The organism is Methylobacterium sp. ap11, assembly GCF_900110515.1.
In the GTDB taxonomy this organism is placed as follows: domain Bacteria; phylum Pseudomonadota; class Alphaproteobacteria; order Rhizobiales; family Beijerinckiaceae; genus Methylobacterium; species Methylobacterium ajmalii.
On the sequence record NZ_FOEB01000006.1, the window covers coordinates 175,276 to 197,172 of the forward strand.

The window sequence follows — 21,897 nt, forward strand, 5'->3', positions numbered from 1 at the left end:
CGTCCGATGGCCCTCATCAAGGAAATCGACTACGGCACCCCGATCCGCGTCTCCGACCAGTCGGTGACGCTGACGATCGACGGCCAGAGCGTGACGGTGCCCGCCGGCACCTCGGTGATGGCGGCGGCGATGCATGCCGGCACGCAGATCCCCAAGCTCTGCGCCACCGATTCGCTCGAGCCGTTCGGGTCCTGCCGCCTTTGCCTGGTCGAGATCGACGGGCGGCGCGGCACCCCGGCCTCCTGCACGACGCCCGCCGAGAACGGCATGGTGGTGCACACCCAGAGCGACAAGCTCGCACGCCTGCGCAAGGGGGTGATGGAGCTCTACATCTCCGACCACCCGCTGGACTGCCTGACCTGCTCGGCCAACGGCGATTGCGAATTGCAGACCCAGGCCGGCACGGTGGGCCTGCGCGAGGTCCGCTACGGCTACGACGGGGCGAACCACGTCTCGAAGAATTCCGAGCTTTATCTCCCGAAGGACGAGTCGAACCCTTACTTCGCCTACGATCCGTCGAAGTGCATCGTCTGCAACCGCTGCGTCCGGGCCTGCGAGGAGGTGCAGGGCACCTTCGCGCTCACCATCGCCGGGCGCGGCTTCGATTCGCGGGTGGCGGCGGGTCCCACCGACTTCTTCAACTCCGAATGCGTCTCCTGCGGCGCCTGCGTCCAGGCCTGCCCGACGGCGACGCTGCAGGAGAAGTCCGTCATCGCGATGGGCCAGCCCGAGCACGCGAAGGTGACGACCTGCGCCTATTGCGGCGTCGGCTGCTCGTTCAAGGCCGAGATGCAGGGCGACCGCATCGTCCGCATGGTGCCCTACAAGGACGGCAAGGCCAACGAGGGCCATTCCTGCGTCAAGGGCCGCTTCGCCTACGGCTACGCCACCCACCAGGATCGCATCACCAAGCCGATGGTGCGCGAGCGTATCACCGATCCCTGGCGCGAGGTGTCCTGGGAGGAGGCGATCCAGCACGCGGCCTCCGCCTTCAAGCGCATCCAGGCCCAGTACGGGCGTGATTCGGTCGGCGGCATCACCTCGTCGCGCTGCACCAACGAGGAGGCCTACCTCGTCCAGAAGCTGGTCCGCGCTGCGTTCGGCAACAACAACGTCGATACCTGCGCCCGGGTCTGCCACTCGCCGACCGGCTACGGCCTGATGTCGACGCTCGGCACCTCGGCCGGTACCCAGGACTTCAAGTCGGTCGAGGATGCCGACGTGATCCTGGTGATCGGCGCCAACCCGACCGACGGCCACCCGGTCTTCGGCTCGCGGATGAAGAAGCGCCTGCGCCAGGGCGCCAAGCTCATCGTGGCCGATCCGCGCCGGATCGACCTCGTGAAGTCGCCCCACATCAAGGCGACCCATCATCTGCCGGTGAAGCCGGGCTCCAACGTCGCCCTCGTCAACGCGCTGGCCCACGTCGTCGTCACCGAGGGCTTGATCGACGAGGCCTACGTCCGCGAGCGCTGCGACCTCAAGGACTTCGAGATCTGGGCACGCTTCATCGCCGACGAGCGCCACGCGCCGGAAGCGGTGCAGGAGCTGACCGGCTGCGATCCGGCCGAGGTGCGGGCGGCCGCCCGGCTCTACGCCACCGGCGGCGCGGCGGCGATCTACTACGGGCTCGGCGTCACCGAGCACAGCCAGGGCTCGACCATGGTGATGGGCATGGCGAACCTCGCCATGGCCACCGGCAACATCGGCAAGCCGGGCGCCGGCGTGAACCCGCTGCGGGGCCAGAACAACGTCCAGGGCTCCTGCGACATGGGCTCGTTCCCGCACGAGCTCACCGGCTACCGCCACGTCTCGGACGACGCCACCCGCGAAACCTTCGAGGCCCTGTGGGGCGCCGAGCTGTCGCCGAATCCGGGCCTGCGCATCACCAACATGCTGGACGAGGCCGTCGCCGGCACGTTCAAGGGCCTCTACATCCAGGGCGAGGACATCGCCCAGTCCGACCCCGACACCCACCACGTCACTGCCGGCCTGCGGGCGATGGAGTGCATCGTCGTCCAGGACCTGTTCCTGAACGAGACGGCGAAGTACGCCCACGTCTTCCTGCCCGGAGCCTCGTTCCTGGAGAAGGACGGCACCTTCACCAACGCCGAGCGGCGGATCAGCCGGGTGCGCCAGGTGATGGCCCCGCTCGGCGGCTACGGCGACTGGGAGGGCACGGTGCTCCTCGCCAACGCGCTCGGTTACCGGATGGACTACACGCATCCCTCGCAGATCATGGACGAGATCGCGTCGCTGACCCCGAGCTTCGCCGGCGTGTCCTACGCCAAGCTCGAGGAACTCGGCTCGATCCAGTGGCCCTGCAACGACAAGGCGCCGCAGGGCACGCCGATGATGCATGTCGACCGCTTCGTGCGGGGCCTCGGCCGGTTCATGCTCACCGAGTTCGTGGCCTCCGACGAGCGCACGACGCGCAAGTTCCCGCTCATCCTCACCACCGGCCGCATCCTGTCGCAGTACAATGTCGGGGCGCAGACCCGGCGTACCGCGAACTCGCTGTGGCACCCCGAGGACGTGCTGGAGATCCACCCCTTCGACGCGGAGAGCCGCGGCATCGTCGACGGCGACCTCATCAGCCTGGAGAGCCGGTCGGGCGACATCGCGCTGAAGGCCCGGGTCACCGAGCGGATGCAGCCCGGCGTGGTCTACACCACGTTCCACCATGCCAAGACCGGCGCCAACGTCATCACCACCGATTATTCGGACTGGGCCACCAACTGCCCGGAATACAAGGTGACGGCGGTGCAGGTGCGGCGTACGAACCGGCCCTCCGATTGGCAGGCCCGGTTCTATGAGGAAGACATCTCCCTCACCCGCATCGCCCAAACCCTCGATGCCGCCGAGTAGCGGCGTCGCGACGAGCGCACCCGTCCCGACCCGCGTCGTCGCCTACGGGCGCGGCGAGGAGCGGGACGGGGAGCGCCCGCTCGCCGTCGAGATGCCGGTGAACGTGATCTACGGCGACGTTCCCTACGCCGTCATGATGACGACGCCGGCCGATCTCGAGGACTTCGCCTACGGCTTCAGCCTGACGGAAGGGATCGTGGCGGGCGCCGACGAGATCCGCGGCGCCGCGGTCGAGGAAGGCGAGGGGGGCCTGCGCCTCGTCGTCGACCTCGCCCCCGGGCGGCTGCGCGAGCACCTCGCCCGCAAGCGGGCGCTGTCGGGCCGCACCGGTTGCGGCGTCTGCGGCATCGACGACCTCAAGGACATTCCCCGCGCCGAGCGGCGGGCGGCCGACGGAGTCACGGTCTCGCTGTCCGCGGTCGAACGGGCGCTCCAGGCCCTCGACGACCTCCAGGTGCTCGGGCGCGAGACGCGGGCGGTCCACGCCGCCGCCTGGGCCGACCGCGACGGCGCCGTCCTCGCGGTGCGCGAGGATGTCGGACGGCACAACGCCCTCGACAAGCTGATCGGGGCGCTCCTGCGGGCGGGCACCGATCCGGCCGCGGGCTTCCTCGTCATCACCAGCCGCTGCTCGTTCGAGATGGTCGAGAAGGCGGCGAGCTTCGGCGCCGCGATCCTGGTGGCGATCTCGGCCCCGACCTCGCTCGCCGTCGAGCGCGCCGCGCTCCACGGCCTCACCCTGGCGGCGATCGCCCGCCACGACACCGTCACCCTGTTCACCGCTCCCGAGCGCCTGACGAAAGCGTGAGTGTTCATCGATGAGTGCCGCCGATCCCGCCGAAAAGCTCGTCCGCATGGCGAACCAGATCGCCGCCTTCTTCCGCTCCTATCCGGAGGACGAGGCGGTGGCGGGTATCCACAAGCACATCGTGGCGTTCTGGACCCCGCGCATGCGCGAGCAGCTCGTCACCTATTGCGCGGACGGCGACCACGGCCTCGATCCGCTGGCGCTGACCGCCCTCGAGGTCACCCCGAAGGCGCGCAGCCCGATCCCGGACGCTGTCACCGACCCGCACGAGCAGGGCCTGGGGGCGAGCGACGCGGGGTAGGCCGGCGCGGGCCAGGTACCACCTCGACGATTCCTGGGCCGTCGGTCGACGAAGTTCAATCACACCGCCTCGCCGTCGCCGTCCGGTAGCCGGATCGCGAAGGTCGATCCCGGCTCGTCCCCATGCATCTCGGCGGTGGCCCGTCCGCCATGCAATTCGGCGATGCGCTTGACGATCGAGAGGCCGAGGCCCGTCGAGCCCTCGCCGGCGGTGGGCTTGGCCGACAGGCGCTGGAAGCGGCCGAACAGGCGGCCGAGATCCTCCGGCGACAGGCCGGGCCCGCGGTCGCGCACGGCGTAGACCGTCTCGGCCTCCTCCCGCACCACCGTGACGGTGATCTCGCCGCCGGGCGGCGAATACTTGATGGCGTTCGAGACCAGGTTGTCCATCGCCTCGCGCAGGCGCTCGGCATCGCCGTGCAGCACCAGGGAATCGGGGATCTCGGAGCGCAGGCTCTGTCCCTTGGTCTCGGCGAGCGGCGCGTTGGCTTGCGACACCTCGCGGGCGAGGGCCGCGACGTCGATCGGCTCGCGCCGCACCGCGATGTCGTGGGCGTCGTTCATCGCATCGGCGATCAGGGTCTCGATCATGCCGGTGAGGCGGCGCGCCGTGTCGCGGATATGGCCGATCTGGGCGTGCATCGCCTCGATCGGCTGCGGCTGCGCCTCGGTCATGTCGCGCAGCATCTCGGCCCGTCCGAGGATGACGGCGAGCGGGTTCTTCAGGTCGTGGGCGACCGTGCCCAGGATCTCGGTCTTGAGCTGGTTGGCCCGGCGCAGGTCCGAGCGCTGCAGGGCGAGGCGGCGGTTGGCCCGCAGCAGCTCGCCGGTGCGCTCCGCCACGCGCTGCTCCAGGCCGACATTGGCCCGCTGCAGTTGTTCGTAGAGGATCACGTTGTCGAACGCGATCGAGAGCCGGGAGGTGAACAGCCCGATCAGGGCGCGGTCGGTCTCCGACAGCGGACGGTCGGTCTTCAGCAGGGCGACGATCTCGCTGCCGCTGGCCGTGTGGACGTAGAGGGTCGACCACAGGTCGCCGAAGGTGTGGCGCCGCTCCGCGAAGGCCCCGGCGACGATCGTCCGCACGTCCTCGTCGAGGGGCCAGGCCGCGTCGCCGCCGACGAGGTGCTGGTAGCAGCCGGAGCCGGCGAGCACGCTCACCGCGTCCTGCGGCCCGGCCCGGTCGCGCAGCACCAGGATGCCCGCGCAGGCCGCGTTGAGGAGCGAGGCGACCTGGGTCAGCACCCCCTCGGCCAAGCGCTGCATCGACTTGTAGTCGAGCAGCATCGGGGCGGCGTCGATGATGATCTCGAGCCCGCGCCGCGTCTCCTCCAGGCGCTTGAGCTGCTGGTAGGCGCGCAACGCGGCGGTCAGGCTGGTGAACAGCTTGTCGGCGGTGAGCTCGGTCTTCGCCTTGTAGTCGTTGATGTCGTAGTCGACGATGACGCGCCGCTCGGGCGCCTGGCCGGGCTGGCCGGTGCGCAGGATGATGCGCACGGCCTCGTTCTTCAGCTCGTGCCGGATGTGGTCGACGAGGCGCAAGCCCGCGTCGTCGGTCTCCATCACCACGTCGAGCAGGATCACCGCGATGCCGGGCCGCGCGGCCAGCACGGTCCGGGCCTCGGCTGCCGAGTGGGCGGAGACGAGGTCGAGCCGCGCCCCGTCGAGGCAGTAGCCGTCGAGCGCGAAGCGGGTGCCCTCGTGCACCGCCGGGTCGTCGTCCACCAGCAGCACGGGCCAGGCTGCGGCGGGCAGGGCCTCGCCGGGCTCGTCATCCGGCAGGAGGAAGAGGATGTCGTCGTCGCTCATCGACCGTCCGTAGACCATCCCGCGACGGGGACAACGGCCCGCAAGTCGTCGGTCCGGTATCCTGGCCGGGCCGGGGCGTCCCGGCAAGATCGCCGCAGACACACCCGATCCGGCGCGGCGGGAGAAACCACGCCCGGGCGACCGGCACCGCCGCCCGCCCTGTGCGCGAGAGCACATCGCGCCGGCGCCGGATCGCGAAACGTGGTCTGATCGGTATTCGGGCAGCAGAGCGCATCGACAAGCGCCCCGCCCGCGGACGAGGGAGACAGGCGATGCTTCACGTGGTCCCGGAGAAAGCCGGCGCGCGCGCCGTTCCACTGACCGAGGACGCACCCTGGCGGCGCGACCTCGCGGCCCTCGACGCCCTGCTGCAGGCCTCGCGCGCCGGCCCGAGCCTGGCCGAGATCGCCGCCTTGATCGAGGACGAGGCGCCGGGCGCGCTCCCGGCCGCGGTCCGGACCCGGATCGCCGAACGGCTCGCCGCGCTCCTGGACTGACCGTTGTACTGACCTTCCCGAACGCCCCCGCGCGATCCGTGGACGGACGGCGCGCGGCACGGCATTGTCGCCGGGCGGGCGCCCGGACGGTCGGCGCCGCTCCGGTACGGGGGCGCGGGATGAGGGGGCGGCGCGGAGCGATGGGGGCGGCCCGCCATCGAGGAGCGGCGCCGTGACGGGCGCCATGCCCCACGCCGGCCCCCACGCCGGCCCCCACGTGGGCCCCCATGTCGTCGTGGTGGACGACGAGGCCGACGCCCGGGCGATGGTGGGCGACTACCTGCGGATGCACGGGTTCGAGGTCAGCCTGTGCGACGGCGGCCGCGCGTTGCGCCGGCGGCTCGACGAGGTGACGCCGGACCTGATCGTCCTCGATCTCAACATGCCGGAGGAGGACGGGCTCTCGATCGTGCGCGACCTCAAGGGCCGGTCGAGCGTGCCGATCATCATGCTCACCGCGACGGCAAGCCCGATCGACCGGGTGGTCGGCCTCGAGCTCGGCGCCGACGACTACCTGCCCAAGCCCTGCGAGCTGCGCGAGCTGGTCGCCCGCATCCGCTCGGTGCTGCGCCGGGCGGCGCAGGCCCGCGGGGCGCCGCACGCGCCGGCCCGGCCCGCCGGCGGCCTGCGCTTCGGCCGGGTGACCGTCGACACCGAGACCCTGCGGCTGCGCGACGAGGCGGGCGCCGAGCAGATCCTGACCCGCTCGGAATGCGCCCTGCTCAAGGCCTTCCTCGACAATCCCCGGCGCGTGCTGACGCGCGAGCGCCTGCTCGACCTCGCGGATGCCCGCGACCCGGAGGCCTTCGACCGGGCGATCGACGTGCGGATCAACCGCATCCGCAAGAAGGTCGAGCCCGATCCGGCCCACCCGCGCTTCATCAGGACGGTCCGCGGGCTGGGCTACGTGTTCCGGCCGGACGGGGATTGAGGGGCGGGCCTGCGTCGCAGGGGCTTGATGAATCGGGTCCGCCTCTCCAGGCTAACGAGAGAAGATCGTCGCGCATCGGAGCGGCGTGCGCGGGAAACCGTCGCCCCCTCCGGCAGCCGTGGAGAAGTCCGTTGTCGTCCAGCCCCGCCGTTCCCGCCGCCGATCCGGTCGCCGGCACCGTCGACCCGGTCTGGCGGCGGCTGCGCCACGAGGCCGAGGCAGTGATGCGCGACGAGCCGCGCCTCGCCTCGTTCCTGTTCGCCAGCGTGCTCAACCACGCCACCCTCGAATCGGCGGTGGCCCACCGGGTCGCCTCGCGGCTCGGCCACCCGGCGCTCACCGCCGACCTGATCGCCCAGAGCTTCGGCGAGGCGGTAGCGGACGATCCGGATATCGGCCAGGCCTTCCGGGCCGATATCGGCGCGGTGATCGACCGCGATCCGGCCGCCGGCCGGGCGATCGAGCCGGTCCTATACTTCAAGGGCTTCCACGCCATCCAGGCCCACCGCCTGAGCCACTGGCTCTGGATTCGCGGCCGGCGCGACCTCGCGCTCTACCTCCAGAGCCGGTCCTCGGAGGTCTTCCAGACCGACATCCATCCGGCGGCGCGGATCGGCCGCGGCATCTTCCTCGACCACGCCACCGGCCTCGTCGTCGGCTCGACGGCGGTGATCGAGGACGAGGTCTCGATCCTGCACGGCGTGACGCTCGGCGGCACCGGCAAGCAGGGCGGCGACCGCCACCCGAAGATCCGCCAGGGCGTGATGATCGGCGCCGGCGCCAAGATCCTCGGCAACATCGAGGTCGGCGCCCGGGCCCGCGTCGCCGCCGGCTCGGTCGTGCTCCAGGCGGTGCCGCCCTGCACCACCGTGGTGGGCGTGCCCGCCCGCGTCGTCGGTTCGGCCGGCTGCTCCGATCCGGCCCGGGCGATGGACCAGTTCATCCACCTGATGGACGGGATCTGAGACAGCGGTCGCCGCGCCGCCTTGCCCGGCCGGTCCCGGCGTGGCAAGGCGGGGCCCACCGCCCCTGCACCGCCCCCGCGGCACGCCCGGCGGGGAGGGGGCGTCGTCGCGTCCCGAGCCCGGCCCGCGGCTTCGGGATCCTCGATCAAGACGGAACGCAGCCGCGCCGGATCGCTCCGGGCGCGGTCGCCGACTGCAAGCAGCTGAAGAGGCCAGCGTGAACAAGACCGAGATGACGAAGGTCGAAGGCTACCTTCGCCGGACCTTCGCGAACCACAACATCCGCCTCGTCGCCCGTCCCAAGAAGACCGACTCGGCCGAGGTCTATATCGGCGAGGAGTTCGTCGGGGTCCTGTCGGTGGACGACGAGGACGGCGACCGCTCGTTCAACTTCTCGATGGCGATCCTCGACACCGACCTCGACGAGTAGTCGTCGCGCGAGCGATCCCCGACGGCCGCTCAGGGCTCGGAGCCGAACAACCGCTCCAGCCCGGCGAGGCCCGCGCTCCAGGCCGGGAGCCGTTCGGGCGAGAAGCGCAGGCGCAGGCTCAGCGCGCCGATCCGCACCTCGCTGAGGCAGGCGGCATCCGGCTCGGGGCTGGCGCCGGTGGTGCAGCGGGCCGCGAACCGGCCGCCCTCGCCCTCGGCGAGGTAGAGGTCTTCGCCCTCGAACGGCGTTCCGGCGCGGAAGCGCCGGCGCATCAGGCCCTCGGGCAGGGGCTGCGCCTCGGCGGTGAGGAAGCGGGCGTAGCGCCGGGCCGGGCTCAGCGGGGCCTCGGTCTCGGGTGCGCGGGTCGCCGTGACCCGCATCAGGCCGGGCAGGGCGCTGCCGGTCAGTTCGCTCCACGGAATCGCCAGGTCGATGCGGCCGCCGTCAGTCCCGGCGGCGGGCCGGACGAACCAGGCCGCCGGCAGCACGACAGGGCGCGGCGCGAGCGTGCCGACGACCACCGGGCCGGCGGGCTTCGGCGGCCGGGCGAGCCAGGTCGCCGCGAGCCCCGTGAGGGCGACGGCGCCGACGAGGCCGAGGGCGCCTCCCAGCATGAGCCGCCGGTCGAGCGGGACGAGGAGCGGCGGGGCGGCCCGGGGCGATCCGCGACCGGCCGCCCGCAAGCGTCCCGGGCGCACGCCATCCCGGTCGAGTCTTGCCCTATCAAGTCCTGCCCGATCGAGTCCCGCCCGGTCCAGTCCCGTCGGGGCGCTCAGTGCCGACCGCATGGCGCCCGCCTCCGCATTCGTTCGAGTCCCTGCTCCCGAGAGGGAGCACCCGCGAACGTTCGGCTCGCGTCCTTAACGGCCCCTTACCGCAGGGGCGGGGCGGCCCCGATTTTTTTCGCGCTTCACGAGCGCGATGCCTGGGCAAGTCCCGCGGCGGGACATGGCGAAGAGATCTGTGGATAACTGAATATTAACCATAACCGCAAATCGCGACTGGCGCAGGGTGGGACGAACGCGCCGCCAGGGATTTAACGATCCATGAACCTTTCGCCCTCCGCCCTCGAGAACCTCCAGACGCTGGTGCTCGGCCTCGCTTTCGCGGGCCTGCTGGCGAGCGCCTTCGAATGGGCGACGGCGCGCCGGGCGAGCTTCGGGCTCCTGGCGAAGGGCGGGCTCGTGGCGGTGGCCTCGCTGCCGCTCCTCGCCTTCGGGGCGCCGTTCATCATCCTGCGCAACACCGTGCGCGGCCGGCGGATCGAGGGGCGCCCAATCCCTTTCGTGATGTTGGCGACGATCCTGGCCTGCGGCTGGAGCCTGGTCTCGGGCCGGGTGGTGCTCGACCTCGCCCACTTGTTCGCGGGCGCGTGACGGTCGGTCGGGGATCGACCTCTCGACCTTAGGGAATGTCGCTCCCTATTCGTCCGCAGACCTCGTCAGGGATGCGCACGATGCCGATCGCCGTCCTCGCCCTGTGCTTCACCGTCGGTCTGGCGGTGCACGCCGCCAAGACCGGGCGGTTCTCGCCCTGAGGCTGGATCATCATCCTGCTGCCGCCCCTGGGCGGCGTCGCCTACCTCCTCGTCGAGGTGCTGCCGGAACTCCTCGGCTCACCGCGCGGGCAGAGGACGCAGCGCGCCGTCGCGCAGCGCGTGAACCCCGAGAAGACCTACCGGGTCCTGCGTGACCGGCTCATCGATGCCGACACCGTGGCCAACCGGGCGCGCCTGGCCGAGGAATGCGCCGCGCTCGCCAAGTGGCAGGAGGCCTGGGAGCAGTACGACGAGATCGTCCGCCGGCCGAACGGTGACGAGCCTGTCTTTCATCTCGGCTTGGCCGAAGCCGACCTGGAACTCGGTCGGCCCGACGCGGCGCTGGCGGGGCTCGAGGCCCTGAAAGCGCGGGAGCCCGACTTCGCGAGCGCCCGCGGGCACATGGCCTACGCCCGGGCGCTCGCGGCGCTCGGCCGAACCGACGAGGCGCTCGATGCCTTCGAGGCGATCTCGCAACACCATCACAGCTACGAGGCCCGGGCCCGGCTCGCGGCGCTGATGGCCGACACGGGACGTATCGAGGAGGACCGTCGCACCGCCCAGGAGATCCTGGATCGCCTGCGGCGCGCACCCGCCCATGTCCGCAAGATCCAGGCGGGGTGGGGCCGGGTCGCCGAGGAGGTGCTGCGCCGGACCTAACGGCGCGGAGCGGGACGTCTCAGCGATTCGCGGTGGTGACCGGCGAGGCGATCCCGTTCAGCGCCACCCAGGCGAGGCCGTCCTGGCCCTCGCGCTTCACGTAGGTGTAGCCGGTGCGCTGCCAGGGCAGGATCGCGTTGGTCTTGTTGTCGAGGATGTAGTCGCCCCGGTCGGTGCGGACCATCAGGACGGCGTGGCCCTCGCCGATCTCGTCGATGACCACGGTCATGCGCAGGGCCCGGCGGGCGAGGCCGCGCTCGACCAGCATGCGGCGCTTGAGGAGCTGGTAATCCTCGCAATCGCCCATTCCGTCGTCGGGAAAATCCCAGCGGTCGACCACGCCCCAATGGTCCTGGTCGACCACCGGGCGGATGCGGCCGTTGACGCGGCGGTTGACGGCGGTGAGCGTGCGCCACAGGGCCGGCGTCATCGTCAGCGTCGTCGGCTCCTTGAGGTCGACGGCGCATTCCGCCGGGTAGCGGGCGCAGAAGTCGTTCCAGGCGCTGACGGGCTTGGCCGAACCGCCGCGCTCGATCGCCGCGCTGGCATCCGGCAGGGCCGCGAGGGTCTGCGTCTGCCCCTGGGTGGTGGCGCCGCCGACCAGCAGGAGGGCGCCGAGAAGACCCAGCTGCGCCGCACGGGCGCCACGCATCAGGAGGCCCTGGCGGTCGATCCGAAAATCGACGTGGCTCGCCCGGCCCAGGCCGTCCATCACTGCCCGCATTGCCCCATCGCTTCGTTGAGCTTGGTTCTTGCATCCAAGCTGCCACGGGGCCGGGCGGGGCTCAACCGAAAAATTTAAACCCTGGTAAACGGTCTCGCCGCACTTTGGTTCCAATTCGAGACGCAGATTTTTCGGTGATTCGCCGGCTCAGCGGTTCGCGGTGACGGTCGGGGCGGTGGCGCCGCCGAGGGACACCCAGGCGGTGGCGTCCTGTGATTCGCGCTTGATGTAGGTGTAGCCGGTCTTGTGCCAGGGGAGCACGGCACTGGTCTTGTTGTCGAGGACGAAGTCGCCGCGGTCGGTGCGCAGCATCAGTACGGCGTGGCCCTCGCCCTTCTCGTCGATGACGACGGTCATGCGCATCGCCCGGCGGGGCAGGCCGGCCTGGGCCAGCAGCTTGCGCTTGAGGAGCTGGAAGTCCTCGCAATCGCCCGAGCCGTCCTCGGCGAGGTCCCAGCGGTCCGGCACGCCCCAGTGCTCCTGGTCGGTGACGGCGCGCAAGCTGGTGTTGACCTGGCGGTTGACCGTCGTGACGGTCTGCCACAGCCGCGGGGTCAGCGTGACCTGGGCCGGCTCGCTCGCGTCGACGGCGCATTCCGAGGCGTAGCGCGAGCAGAACTCGATCCAGCCGACGATCGGCCGGGCATGGCCGAGATCGGGGGCGCCGACGCTCGGCATCGGCAGGGCGGCCAGGGTCTGGGCCGAAGCGGCCCCGCACGAGGCCGCCGCGACGAGGGCCGCGCCGACCAGAACCCGCTTCACGTTGCGCCCGAAACCCGTGGTCATCTGAGCCATCCCCTTCGTTAGGAAGGAGAGTGCCGCCCGACCTGCTGGCCCGCGCTGAAATGGATCTGCGCAATTTTATCGAATCGGCCGCCCGGAAGACCGGCGCGGCGACAGGACCAAGACCCCGCTCAACTGATCCGGTGAAAGCGATCATTCGCGTTCACCGGCCGGTGAGCTTAACCGGAGGTTCCCGGCTGGATCGGCGCCTGGTAGGACAGCCCCATGTCCCATGGGAAGTAGATCCAGGTGTCCTGGCTCACCTCGGTGACGAAGGTGTCGATCAGGGGCCGGCCGGCGGGCTTGGCGTAGACCGTGGCGAAGTGGGCGTCCGGCAGCATGGCGCGGACCACCTGGGCGGTCTTGCCGGTATCGGTCAGGTCGTCGAGGACGAGCACGCCGCGGCCGCGTCCGTCGCCGATGGCGCGGATGCTCGGCGCCACGTCCTTGAGCACCTGGAGCGAGCCCTGCTCCTGGTAGTCGTGGTAGCTCGCCACGCATACGGTCTCGATGAGCCGGATGCCGAGCTCGCGCGCCACGATCGCGGCCGGCACCAGCCCGCCGCGGGTGATGCACACGATGGCCTCGAACGGGCCGGCGCCGGCGAGGCGCCAGGCCAGGGCCCGGGCGTCGCGGTGGAACTGGTCCCAGGAAACGGGAAACGCCTTGTCGCTCGGGGCAGCCATTGTCTCTCAGGTCCGCTCTGCTTGGAGGCGCGCCAGCAGCGCCTCGATCTCGGTGCGCGCGGCGGCCAGCGCCTCGGGCTCGCGGCCGCGCACCACGATCTGGTTGCGAAAGCCCGCCGGGGTCATCGACGGGTAGGAGCCGATCGAGACGCCCGGATGCGCCTTGGCGATGACCGCCAGGCCCTCGGCGTAGCCGCCCTCCGGCAAGTTGCCGGCCTCGATCGTCTCGGCGGTCACCCGCGCGCCGGTCTTCAGCCGCGGGGCGACCGAATCCATCATCGCCTGCATGATCGAGGGCACGCCCGCCATCACGATCACGTTCTCGATCATGAAGCCCGGCGCCTTCGAGATCGGGTTCTCGATCAGCTCGGCCCCGAACGGGATCCGGGCCATGCGCAGGCGGGCCTCGTTCAGGTCCTCGGGCTTGATCCGCTCGAGCAGCATCGCCCGCGCCCGCGGGTCGACGTCGATGCCGACGCCGACCGCTTGGGCCACGCAATCGGCCGTGATGTCGTCGTGGGTCGGGCCGATCCCGCCGGTGGTGAACAGGTAGGTGTAGCGGGTCCGCAGCGCGTTGACCGCCGCCACGATCTCCTCGGCGACGTCGGGCACCACCCGCACCTCGCGCAGGTCGATGCCGGAATTGGTCAGGTACTCGGCGATGTAGCCGATGTTCTTGTCCTTGGTGCGTCCGGACAGGATCTCGTCGCCGATCACCAGGATGGCGGCCGTGACCGGGGCGGGGCTGGCGTCAGGCATCTCGGGGGCTCTCTTCGACGGCCCGCCGCCCGGCGGCGGCCACAGGGTTGCGCCCGCCTTATCGCGGCGCCTCGCGGGGCTCAAGCGTGACACCCCGGCGCCCACCGGGTTAAGCGGCGGGCATGTCCACCGGAATCGTCCCTCCCATGCGCGCGTCCCGATGCGTTTCCCCGGCCCGCTGACCGAGGGGCGGCTGGTGCGCCGCTACAAGCGCTTCCTGGCCGACGTCGAACTGTCCGACGGCAGCCTCGTCACCGCGCATTGCGCCAATCCGGGCGCGATGCTGGGGCTCGTCGCGCCCGGTCGACCGGTGCTGCTCTCGGCCTCGACCAATCCGGCCCGCAAGCTCGCCTGGTCGTGGGAGCTGGTCGAAGCCGACCTTCCCGGGGGGCCGCAATGGGTCGGCATCAACACCGCGCGGCCGAACGCCTTGGTGGCGGAGGCCTTTCACGCGGGGCGCCTCCCGCCGCTCTCCGGCGCGACCTCCTGGCGGGCGGAGGTGGCCTACGGCCGGGCGAGCCGGGTCGATTTCCTGGCCGGCGACGCCGACGGCCCGATCCACGTCGAGGTCAAGAACTGCCACCTGATGCGGGAGCCCGGCCTCGCCGAGTTCCCCGACTGCGTCGCCGCCCGCAGCGCCCGCCACATGGACGAGCTCGCCGAGGTGGTGCGGCTCGGCGGGCGCGCGATGGTGATCTGGGTGGTGCAGATGCGGGCCGAGCGGTTCGCGGTCGCCGGCGACCTCGACCCGGGCTTTGCCGCCGCGTTCCGGCGCGCGCGGGCCGCCGGGGTGGGGGCGCATGCCTTCATCTGCCGGGTCGATGCGACCGAGGTGACGATCGGGGAGGAGATCCCGATCGTCGGCTGAGGCGCCTACCAGCGCCCGTCCCCGCCCTCGTCGTCCCAGTGCCGGTGGCGGCGCCAGGGGGGCGTGCCGCCCCAATGCGGGCCGTCCCAGCGCGGGCGGTCGCGGTACTCCGGCGCCTCGTCGCAGACCCGCACCCGGCGCACCACCTCGTCGCCGTCGGCGTCGATGCGGCGCTTGACGAAGACCCGGCAGGGTCCCGGGCCCTGCGCGAAGCGCGGCGGGGGAGGAGGAGGTGCCGGGCGCCACTCGCCCCGGCTCTCGAAGCGGGGCGGCTCGGGAGGGGGCGGAGGGGTCGGGCGCCACTCGCTCCGGCCCTCGAAGCGCGGCGGCGGGTAATCGTCGAGATCGGCCGCCGCGACCGGGCCCGCGAAGGCGAGGAGCGCGAAGGCACCGAGGATCAGGGAGCGCGCGGTCATGGCGGGCGACTCGTGTGTGGCAAGCTCGGGCGGTGATGACCGCCGGCATGTCCGTCACTGTCGCGCCCACCCGTTGAACCGGGGCTGAAGCCGGCGTTGTCGAACCGTCAGGTTTCGGGACTCGCCACGGCGCGGCGCGACGGATGCCGGCTGTGGATGCCCGGGCGGCGCCGGCTTGTCCGGGTCGGCCGTCTCCGCGAACCTGGAGCTGCAATGGCCGGCGACGGGTCGCCCCGGGCCGCGGGAGCGGCCTCGCCGAGAAGGATCACGCCTCATGCGCCTCCTGAGGGCCGAAGACCACGCGCGCATGCCATGGAAGAACGGCGGCGGCGAGACCGTCGAGGTCGCCGTCCATCCCGCCGTGCCCGGGCTCGACGGGTTCGACTGGCGCGTCTCGATGGCGACCGTCGCGGCCGACGGTCCGTTCTCGTGCTTTCCCGGCATCGACCGGACGCTGGCCGTCTTCGACGGCGCGGGCCTGGAGCTGTCGGTGGAGGGGCAGGGAGCGCATCGCCTCACGCCGGCCACCGCGCCGCTCGCCTTCCCGGGCGACGTCCCGGCCTTCGCCCGCCTCGTCGGCGGGCCGGTCACCGACCTCAACGTCATGACCCGGCGGCGGGCCTGCCGGCAACGGGTGACGCGGCTCCGGGGAACCCACCCGTCCGCCGCCTTGTGCGGGGCTTGGATCGTCCTCGTCACCGCCGGTCCCTCGCTCGTCACGGTCGATGGCCGGGAGGTGCGGCTCCGACGCGGCGACGCTCTGCTCGGCGAGGGCGGTGCCGCGGTCGCCGGGGGCGACGATCCGGTCGACCTCTTCGCGGTGGAGATCGATCCCGTCTCACCCTCGTGACGGCGGCGCCGAGACGAGGCCCTGGGCCCGGCCCTCGCCGAGGAGCCAGCGGTGGAAGGCCCGCGCCCCGGTCTTCCTCAGGGAATCGGGGTTCCAGGCCAGGTAGTAGGGCTCGGGCAGCGCCAGGCGCAGGTCGAAGGGGACGACCAGCTTGCCCGTCTCGAGCTCCGGCCCGATGAAGGCGATCTGCCCGAGCACGAACCCCTGGCCGGCCAAAGCCGCGTCGATGGCGCTGCCCGACAGGCCGTAGGTGAGGTTGGCGGGCGGCGGCCGGGCACCGATCAGCCGGCCCCACTCGGCCCAGCCGGGATTGGCGCCGAACCGCGTATCCCAGGCGATGTGCAGAAGGGGAAAGCCCAGGATGTCGTCCGGGCCGGAGAGGTGCCGGCCCTCGATCAGGGCCGGCGCGCAGACCGGCACGATGTGGTCGACGAAGAGCTCGGCGTGGTGCGGCGGATGGCGGCGGCCGCCGTAATAGATCCGCAGGTCGACCCCGGCCTGCGCCAGGTCAGGCTCCGCATCGCTGCCGACGAGCGAGACCCGGGCGGTGGCCTCGAGGGCGGTCCAGTCGCGCATCCGGCGGCCGATCCACTTGCCGAGCACGGTCGTCAGGCAGGACAGCACGATGACGTCCGCGCTCGCCTCCCGCAGGGTGGCGGCGGCATCGGCGAAGGCCGCGAAGCCCTGGCGGATCTGCGCGTGGTACGTCGTCCCGAGCGGCGTCAGGCGCAGGCCCCGGCCGTCATGCTCGACGAGCCGCGCCTCCACCGCCTCCTCGAGCTTGCGCAGCTGCTGGCTGATCGCCCCCGGCGTCACCCCGAGATCCGCCGCGGCGAGCGCGACGCTGCCGGTCCGCCCGAGGGCGTCGAAGGCCTGGAGCGCCTTCAGGGGAGGCAGGGGGGACACGAGACTTCCGGCATGACACCTCCGCCATATCGCCCGGGATCCGGCGCTGGGCCGATCCTGCGCAGATTTTCTAAACCATGAAGCAGAATCCCTGCGCTCCCCGCAAGCCCGGACCCGGGCATACTGGTCGGCACCGAGGCCGCGCCGTCCCGTTCAGGAGAGCCGTGAATGACCCGACCGGACAAGCTCAAGCTGGGCACCTTCGTCTACACGTTCGGCTTCCACCCGGCGGCATGGCTGCACCCGGGCAGCGACGTGCGCGGCGCCAACGACCTCGGCCATCTGGCCCACTGCGCGAAGGTCTCGGAAGCCGCGAAGCTCGACTTCATGTTCTTCGCCGACAGCCCGGCGAGCGCGATCGGCGATGCGGGCGCGCTCGCCCGCAACCCCACGAAGATGAACCGCTTCGAGCCGATCACCGCCATCACGGCCCTGTCCCAGCACACCGACCGGATCGGGTTCGTGGCGACGGCCTCGACGAGCTACTACGAGCCCTACAACGTCGCCCGGCTGTTCGCCTCGGCCGACCACCTCTCCCGCGGCCGCATCGCCTGGAACGTCGTGACCTCGGACCACGACGAGACCGGCTACAACTACAACCGCGAGGGACTGCCGCCCCATGCCGAGCGCTACGAGCGCGGCGAGGAGTTCCTCGACACGGTGTTCGGACTCTGGGACAGCTTCGAGGACGACGCCCTGCTCCTCGACCGGGAGAGCGGCGTCTACTACGACAAGGACAAGCTCCACACGCTCAACCACAAGGGCAAGCACTTCCAGGTGCGCGGACCGCTCAACATCGCCCGCACGCCGCAGGGCCGGCCGGTGATCGCGCAGGCCGGCGGCTCCGAGCAGGGCATGGAGCTGGCCGCCCGCACCGCCGAGATGGTCTTCTCGCTGGCCTCGAACATCGAGAAGAACCGGGCCTTCTACGCCAACGTGAAGGGGCGGATGGCCCGCTACGGCCGCGACCCGAACGACCTCAAGATCCTGCCCGGCATCGTCATCAACGTCGGCGAGACGCGCGAGGAGGCGGAGGCGAAGGCCGAGGCGCTGGTCGCGATGATGCACCCCGATGTCGGCCTGCTGATGCTGCAGGAATTCCTGGAGACCGACCTCCACGGCGTCGACCTCGACAAGCCGTTCCCGATGGACCGGATGCCCGCCGCGGCCAAGGGGTCGAAGGCGATGTTCGAGGAGCTGAAGGAGTTCGTCACCCAAGGCCACACGATGCGCGAGCTGATCACGCATTACGCCCGCCGCCATACCGGCAACGGGCTCACCGGCACGCCGGCCGAGGTCGCCGACTTCATGCAGGAATGGTTCGAGACGAAGGCCGCGGACGGCTTCATCCTGATGTGCCCGACCCTGCCCTCGAGCCTGGAGGACTTCACCCGCCTCGTCGTGCCCGAGCTGCGCCGCCGCGGCCTCTTCCGCGAGGAGTACGAGGGGACGACGCTGCGGGAGAATCTCGGTCTCTCGACCCCGCCGAACCGCCACGCGCTGGCCCGCGGGAGGGACCGGGCATGACCCTGGCGATGGCAACCCGGATGCCGGGCGCGCCCCGGGCCGCGTATCCCGGCGAGGCGGCGGGCGGCGAGCGGGCCGGTCCCGCGCTCCTGTCGGGCGATGCCGAGACCTTCCGGCAGCTGTGGCGCGGGATCGGCGCGACCGTGGCGCTGGTCGCGACCGAGCACGATGCGGCGCGCCACGCCATGCTGGCGACCGCCGTCACCTCGGTCTCGATGGATCCCCCCTCGCTCCTCGTCTGCGTCAACCGGACGGCGTCGTCGCACGCGGCCCTTCGGGCGCGCGGCGCCTTCTCCCTCGGCATCATGGCGGCGGCGCACCGGGACCTCGCCGCCGCCATCGCCCAGGCGCCGTCGGCCGCGCGCTTCGACCACGGCACCTGGCGGGCGCTGCGCGCCGACAGCGACGCGATCGAGGGACTGCCCTGGCTGGAGGAGGCCGACGCGACCCTGTTCTGCGCGATCGACATCTGCCACGATTACGGCACGCACGCGGTCCTGATCGCCCGGATCGCGGGTGCGGTCGGCGCCTGCCCGGGCGATCCCTTGCTGTACCGCGACGGCGGCTACGGCCGGTTCGCGGCCGCGGACGCGTGACGGAAAGCCCCGGACGCCATCGTCCGGGGGCGGGCCGCGAGGCGTCACCCCCGGGTGGACGCCTCGCCGGCATCCGGGCCGAAATTCGCGACGAGCTGATGCTCGCTGCCGGGATAGAGGAGCCGGACCCCGGTCACCCAGGCGCTCGCGACCTGGGTGCGCCTGACGATCTCCAGGCACGCCTCGCCGACCGCGAGCTCGAGGAGCTTGGCCTCGGCCGCGGCCGCGTTCACCGCGCGGACGCGGTGGCTCGCCACGCTCCAGGGCACCGCCTCGAGCAGCCAGGCTCCCGGGGCGAGCGCGGTGAAGTCCTGGCCCTTGGCGCCCTCGGCGACCGCCGGGTTGATCAGCCGGGTCTCGAGGCAGAACGGGCGGCCGTCGGCCAGGTGCAGGCCCTGAAGCCAAAGGACCTCGGCACCCCCGGGCGGCCCCCCGAGGAGCAGCGCGTCCTCCTCCTTGCCCGGCCGCATCCGGCGGGCGAGCAGCTGGAAGCGGTAGGCGCGGCCCGAGCTGCGGACCTCGTCGCGGATGTCGGCGATCGCCACCACGGCCGATTCGGCGCGCGGCTGGGCGACCTGCGTGCCGCTCTTCTTGCGCCGGACGAGAAAGCCCTCGCGGGCGAGCTGGCCGAGGGCCTTGTTCATCGTCATGCGCGACACGCCGTAGCGCTCGGCGAGCTCGGTCTCGACCGGGAGCTGGGATCCCGGCGGCCAGCGCCCGTCGACGATCAGCGCGCGGATGTCCTCGACGATGTGGTCGTGGCGGGTCGAGCCCTCGGGGAGGCGGGTCGAGCCTTCCGGGAGCACGGAGGGCGGGGAGGCCGTGGGGCGGGTCGTCCGGCCCGGCGCGCTCACGCGGGCTGCAGCAGCATCGCCGCCCCGCGATCGAGATAGGTCTCGAGGAACTGCGTCAGGCGCGGGTGGCGGGGCGCGGCGAACAGCTCGCCCGGGGTGCCGTTCAGGAGGACGCGCCCGTGGTCCAGGAAGGCGATGCGCTGGCCGACGGTCGCCGCGAAGCCGATCTCGTGGGTCACGACCACCATCGTCATGCCCTCGGCCCCGAGGTCGCGCATGACGTTCAGCACCTCGCCGGTCAGCTCGGGATCGAGGGAGGCGGTCGGCTCGTCGAACAGCAGGATCGCGGGCTCGAGGGCCAGGGCGCGGGCGATCGCGACACGCTGCTGCTGGCCGCCGGACAGCTCGGACGGGTAGTGCCGGGCCCGCGCCTCAAGGCCGACGCGGCGCAGCTGCGCCATGCCGCGCGCATCGGCCTCGGCCCGCGACAGGCCCTTCACGGTGACGAGCGCCTCGGTGACGTTGCCGAGCGCCGTCATGTGCGGCCAGAGGTTGAACTGCTGGAACACCATGCCGATGCCGGCGCGCACCGCGCGGATCCGGTGCGGGGGCAGGCGCACCCGCTTGCCGTCGGGCCGCTCCTCGAAGCCGAGGGGCTGCCCGTCGATGAGGATCGTGCCCCGCGTCGCCTCTTCCAGGAAGGCGATGCAGCGCAGGAGGGTCGACTTGCCCGAGCCCGACGGACCGATCAGGCAGGTGGTCGCCCCGCGGGCGATCTCGAGGTCGATGTCGTGCAGGACCTCGGCCTTGCCGTAGCTCTTGCACAGGCCGCGGATGGCGATGGCGGAAGGAGGAAGCGTCATGCGAACCTGAACTTCGAGAGCCGGCGCTCGATCATCCGGCCTGCCCAGCCGCAGGCCTCGACCAGCCCCCAGTAGATGACTGCGAGCAGGAACAGCGCCTCCAGGAAGGCGTATTGCTGCGAGCCGATGGCGCTGATGACCCCGGTCGCCTCCGGCACCGCGATCACCGACAGGACGGCCGTTTCCTTGACCAGGATCACCGCCATGTTCACGCATTGCGGCAGGACCAGCATGGTCATCTCGGGGACGAGGATGCGCCGGACGATCTGGGCCCGGGTGAGGCCTACGCAATGCGCGGCCTCGACATGGCCCCGCGGCACGGCGGCAAAGCCCGCCCGGAAGATCTCGGAGAAGTAGGCGGCGGCGTAGACGGTCAGGCCGAGGAGCCCGGCCGGCACCGGATCGAGGCTGAGCCCGACATACGGCCCGCCGAAATAGAGCAGGAAGATCTGCACGAGGAACGGGGTGCCGCGCAGCACCTCGACCACGAGTCGCAGGGCGAGGCCGAGGGGCGCGGGCCCGAAATGCCGCAGCGCGGCGACGACGAAGCCGAGGACGACGCCCATCGCCGCCGCGGCGAGCCAGATGCCGAGCGTGACCTTCAGCCCCGACAGGATGGCGGGCAGCGCCGCGAGGATAACCGAGACGTCGAAGCTCATGCGAGACGCCCCCGGCGCAACGCGCGCTCCGTCAGGCTGCCGCCGGCGGCCACCAGCCAGTTGATCGCCAGGTAGAGGCCGCCCGCGGCCGAGTAGAACAGGAGCGGCTCGTAGGTCGAGGCGGCGAGGTTCTGGGCCGTGCGCGTCAGCTCGACGACGCCGACCACCGAGATCAGCGAGGACGCCTTCAGGATCAGGATCGCCTCGTTGACCAGCGCCGGGACGGTGAGCCGCAGCGCGATCGGCGCGCGGATGCGGCGGAACTGCTGCCAGGGCGACAGGCCGGCCATGTCGGCGGCCTCGAGCAGGCCGCGCGGCACGCTGGTGAAGCCGCCGCGCAGGTTCTCCGCCTGGTAGGCGGCGGTGCAGAGCGACAGCCCGATCAGCGCCGCCACCACGCTCGGCACCGCGAGGCCGAGGACCGGCAGGAGGTTGTAGATCAGGAGCAGCTGGACGAGGAGCGGGACGCCCCGGAAGAAGCTCACGAACAGGCTCGCCGGCCAGCGCAGCCACGGCCGCGGCGAGAGCTTGGCGGCGCAGACCAGGAGGCCGATCAGGAGGCCGATCGCGATCGCCGCGACGCTGATGGCGACCGTATAGCCGGCCGCCTTGAGCATCAGTTCGAACAGCCGGGCGGACATCGGGCGCTCGAGACCGGCCG

Annotated in this window: 25 protein-coding genes; 13 read left to right on the forward strand and 12 right to left on the reverse strand. The window is 71.7% G+C overall.

Annotation, left to right across the window (positions count from 1 at the left end; genetic code table 11):
• Nucleotides 1-6: 6 nt before the first annotated feature.
• Genes fdhF through BMX97_RS11160 form a run of 3 tightly spaced genes read left to right on the forward strand, consistent with a single transcriptional unit; the run spans nucleotide 7 to nucleotide 3,977 of the window.
• On the forward strand, nucleotides 7-2,868 hold the full coding sequence (gene fdhF, locus BMX97_RS11150; RefSeq protein WP_091749447.1) for a formate dehydrogenase subunit alpha: 2,862 nt from the start codon (nucleotides 7-9) through the stop codon (nucleotides 2,866-2,868).
• Nucleotides 2,855-3,676: a formate dehydrogenase accessory sulfurtransferase FdhD gene (gene fdhD / locus BMX97_RS11155; protein WP_244538378.1), complete on the forward strand. Its 822-nt coding sequence runs from the start codon at nucleotides 2,855-2,857 to the stop codon at nucleotides 3,674-3,676. Before fdhF ends, fdhD begins: the two co-directional genes overlap by 14 nt.
• Before the next feature lie 10 nt (nucleotides 3,677-3,686).
• Nucleotides 3,687-3,977 (forward strand): formate dehydrogenase subunit delta, encoded by a 291-nt coding sequence (locus BMX97_RS11160; protein ID WP_060850044.1) that lies wholly within the window; start codon nucleotides 3,687-3,689, stop codon nucleotides 3,975-3,977.
• A gap of 59 nt (nucleotides 3,978-4,036) precedes the next feature.
• On the opposite strand, the gene BMX97_RS11165 is transcribed toward BMX97_RS11160, so the two are convergent.
• Nucleotides 4,037-5,785 (reverse strand): ATP-binding response regulator, encoded by a 1,749-nt coding sequence (locus tag BMX97_RS11165; RefSeq protein WP_091749938.1) that lies wholly within the window; start codon nucleotides 5,783-5,785, stop codon nucleotides 4,037-4,039.
• Between the two features lie 272 nt (nucleotides 5,786-6,057).
• Between BMX97_RS11165 and BMX97_RS11170 the strand changes: the two genes are divergently transcribed.
• The 4 genes from BMX97_RS11170 (at nucleotide 6,058) to BMX97_RS11185 (ending at nucleotide 8,608) form a co-directional block, all read left to right on the forward strand.
• Complete coding sequence (locus BMX97_RS11170; protein ID WP_091749453.1) at nucleotides 6,058-6,282, forward strand: hypothetical protein; 225 nt, start codon at nucleotides 6,058-6,060, stop codon at nucleotides 6,280-6,282.
• A gap of 184 nt (nucleotides 6,283-6,466) precedes the next feature.
• Entirely contained in the window at nucleotides 6,467-7,213 is a 747-nt protein-coding gene (locus tag BMX97_RS11175; protein ID WP_091749940.1) for a response regulator, read from the forward strand.
• Between the two features lie 131 nt (nucleotides 7,214-7,344).
• A complete protein-coding gene (gene cysE, locus BMX97_RS11180) occupies nucleotides 7,345-8,178 on the forward strand; it encodes a serine O-acetyltransferase (protein WP_091749456.1) in 834 nt (277 codons plus the stop codon).
• A gap of 217 nt (nucleotides 8,179-8,395) precedes the next feature.
• On the forward strand, nucleotides 8,396-8,608 hold the full coding sequence (locus BMX97_RS11185) for a DUF3126 family protein (RefSeq protein WP_048428076.1): 213 nt from the start codon (nucleotides 8,396-8,398) through the stop codon (nucleotides 8,606-8,608).
• Nucleotides 8,609-8,637: 29 nt separating this feature from the next.
• Here the strand turns inward: BMX97_RS11185 and BMX97_RS11190 are convergent, their stop codons facing one another.
• Nucleotides 8,638-9,306, reverse strand: a complete 669-nt coding sequence (locus BMX97_RS11190; protein WP_244538379.1) for a hypothetical protein — start codon at nucleotides 9,304-9,306, stop codon at nucleotides 8,638-8,640.
• Nucleotides 9,307-9,654: 348 nt separating this feature from the next.
• On the opposite strand from BMX97_RS11190, the gene BMX97_RS11195 reads away from it, so the two are divergent.
• Entirely contained in the window at nucleotides 9,655-9,984 is a 330-nt protein-coding gene (locus BMX97_RS11195) for a DUF6949 family protein (protein ID WP_091749462.1), read from the forward strand.
• Between the two features lie 281 nt (nucleotides 9,985-10,265).
• Nucleotides 10,266-10,805: a tetratricopeptide repeat protein gene (locus BMX97_RS11200; protein ID WP_091749465.1), complete on the forward strand. Its 540-nt coding sequence runs from the start codon at nucleotides 10,266-10,268 to the stop codon at nucleotides 10,803-10,805.
• A gap of 19 nt (nucleotides 10,806-10,824) precedes the next feature.
• Here BMX97_RS11200 and BMX97_RS11205 read toward each other — a convergent pair whose 3' ends face one another.
• The 4 genes from BMX97_RS11205 to BMX97_RS11220 all read right to left on the reverse strand — a co-directional run bounded on the left by BMX97_RS11205 (nucleotide 10,825) and on the right by BMX97_RS11220 (nucleotide 13,757).
• Nucleotides 10,825-11,529, reverse strand: coding sequence for a transglutaminase-like cysteine peptidase (locus BMX97_RS11205; protein ID WP_091749468.1), 705 nt, complete (start codon nucleotides 11,527-11,529; stop codon nucleotides 10,825-10,827).
• 147 nt (nucleotides 11,530-11,676) lie between these two features.
• Entirely contained in the window at nucleotides 11,677-12,315 is a 639-nt protein-coding gene (locus BMX97_RS11210; RefSeq protein ID WP_091749470.1) for a transglutaminase-like cysteine peptidase, read from the reverse strand.
• A gap of 176 nt (nucleotides 12,316-12,491) precedes the next feature.
• Nucleotides 12,492-12,998: a xanthine phosphoribosyltransferase gene (gpt, locus tag BMX97_RS11215; RefSeq protein ID WP_091749473.1), complete on the reverse strand. Its 507-nt coding sequence runs from the start codon at nucleotides 12,996-12,998 to the stop codon at nucleotides 12,492-12,494.
• A gap of 6 nt (nucleotides 12,999-13,004) precedes the next feature.
• Nucleotides 13,005-13,757, reverse strand: a complete 753-nt coding sequence (locus BMX97_RS11220) for a competence/damage-inducible protein A (protein ID WP_091749476.1) — start codon at nucleotides 13,755-13,757, stop codon at nucleotides 13,005-13,007.
• 160 nt (nucleotides 13,758-13,917) lie between these two features.
• Between BMX97_RS11220 and sfsA the strand changes: the two genes are divergently transcribed.
• Nucleotides 13,918-14,625 (forward strand): DNA/RNA nuclease SfsA, encoded by a 708-nt coding sequence (gene sfsA / locus BMX97_RS11225; protein ID WP_091749479.1) that lies wholly within the window; start codon nucleotides 13,918-13,920, stop codon nucleotides 14,623-14,625.
• A gap of 5 nt (nucleotides 14,626-14,630) precedes the next feature.
• Here sfsA and BMX97_RS11230 read toward each other — a convergent pair whose 3' ends face one another.
• Nucleotides 14,631-15,041 (reverse strand): hypothetical protein, encoded by a 411-nt coding sequence (locus tag BMX97_RS11230; protein ID WP_091749482.1) that lies wholly within the window; start codon nucleotides 15,039-15,041, stop codon nucleotides 14,631-14,633.
• A 274-nt stretch (nucleotides 15,042-15,315) separates the two neighbouring features.
• On the opposite strand from BMX97_RS11230, the gene BMX97_RS11235 reads away from it, so the two are divergent.
• On the forward strand, nucleotides 15,316-15,891 hold the full coding sequence (locus tag BMX97_RS11235) for a HutD/Ves family protein (RefSeq protein ID WP_091749484.1): 576 nt from the start codon (nucleotides 15,316-15,318) through the stop codon (nucleotides 15,889-15,891).
• Here BMX97_RS11235 and BMX97_RS11240 read toward each other — a convergent pair.
• A complete protein-coding gene (locus BMX97_RS11240; RefSeq protein WP_091749487.1) occupies nucleotides 15,880-16,797 on the reverse strand; it encodes a LysR family transcriptional regulator in 918 nt (305 codons plus the stop codon). The genes BMX97_RS11235 and BMX97_RS11240 overlap by 12 nt on opposite strands.
• A gap of 168 nt (nucleotides 16,798-16,965) precedes the next feature.
• On the opposite strand from BMX97_RS11240, the gene BMX97_RS11245 reads away from it, so the two are divergent.
• Both BMX97_RS11245 and BMX97_RS11250 read left to right on the forward strand, forming a co-directional pair.
• The gene (locus tag BMX97_RS11245; RefSeq protein ID WP_091749490.1) at nucleotides 16,966-18,324 is read left to right on the forward strand and encodes an LLM class flavin-dependent oxidoreductase; all 1,359 of its coding nucleotides are present in this window, start codon (nucleotides 16,966-16,968) and stop codon (nucleotides 18,322-18,324) included.
• Nucleotides 18,321-18,920, forward strand: coding sequence for a flavin reductase family protein (locus BMX97_RS11250; RefSeq protein WP_091749493.1), 600 nt, complete (start codon nucleotides 18,321-18,323; stop codon nucleotides 18,918-18,920). The genes BMX97_RS11245 and BMX97_RS11250 overlap by 4 nt, the downstream gene beginning before the upstream one ends.
• 44 nt (nucleotides 18,921-18,964) lie before the next feature.
• On the opposite strand, the gene BMX97_RS11255 is transcribed toward BMX97_RS11250, so the two are convergent.
• From BMX97_RS11255 to BMX97_RS11270, 4 genes are read right to left on the reverse strand one after another with little or no spacing between them, the layout of a single operon-like run.
• Entirely contained in the window at nucleotides 18,965-19,774 is an 810-nt protein-coding gene (locus tag BMX97_RS11255) for a UTRA domain-containing protein (protein ID WP_091749496.1), read from the reverse strand.
• The gene (locus BMX97_RS11260) at nucleotides 19,771-20,577 is read right to left on the reverse strand and encodes an amino acid ABC transporter ATP-binding protein (protein ID WP_060850061.1); all 807 of its coding nucleotides are present in this window, start codon (nucleotides 20,575-20,577) and stop codon (nucleotides 19,771-19,773) included. The genes BMX97_RS11255 and BMX97_RS11260 overlap by 4 nt, the downstream gene beginning before the upstream one ends.
• Nucleotides 20,574-21,236 (reverse strand): amino acid ABC transporter permease, encoded by a 663-nt coding sequence (locus tag BMX97_RS11265; protein ID WP_091749499.1) that lies wholly within the window; start codon nucleotides 21,234-21,236, stop codon nucleotides 20,574-20,576. The genes BMX97_RS11260 and BMX97_RS11265 overlap by 4 nt, the downstream gene beginning before the upstream one ends.
• Nucleotides 21,233-21,877, reverse strand: coding sequence for an amino acid ABC transporter permease (locus BMX97_RS11270; protein WP_091749502.1), 645 nt, complete (start codon nucleotides 21,875-21,877; stop codon nucleotides 21,233-21,235). Before BMX97_RS11270 ends, BMX97_RS11265 begins: the two co-directional genes overlap by 4 nt.
• Nucleotides 21,878-21,897: the final 20 nt, after the last annotated feature.